At 75.1% G+C, this 277-nt stretch carries 1 protein-coding gene; it reads left to right on the top strand.

The annotated features are described in order from the left end of the window. Positions 1 to 277, top strand: a 277-nt coding sequence (locus CVH10_RS19930) for a HAMP domain-containing sensor histidine kinase (protein ID WP_146143147.1), incomplete at both ends; no start/stop codon positions are given.

A 277-nucleotide genomic window follows, 5' to 3' on the forward strand; every position in this document is an offset into this window, starting at 1 on the left:
ACCTGGTGTCGAACTCGCTGCGCCACACGCACGAAGGCGGCGTGCTGGTCGGCGCGCGGCTGCGCGGCAACGGCGTGCGCATCGAGGTGGTCGACACCGGCGTGGGCATCGCGGCGCAGCACCAGTCGCGGGTGTTCGAGGAGTTCTTCCAGATCGATGCGCACAGCCGCGCGGGCGAGCGCGGCGCCCGCGGCATGGGCCTCGGGCTGGCCACGGTGCAGCGGCTCGCCGGGCTGCTCAACACCCGCGTCGAGCTCAGCTCGCGGCCGGGCCGCGG

It is taken from the genome of Halomonas sp. ND22Bw (genome assembly GCF_003011945.1).
In the GTDB taxonomy this organism is placed as follows: domain Bacteria; phylum Pseudomonadota; class Gammaproteobacteria; order Pseudomonadales; family Halomonadaceae; genus Halomonas; species Halomonas halophila.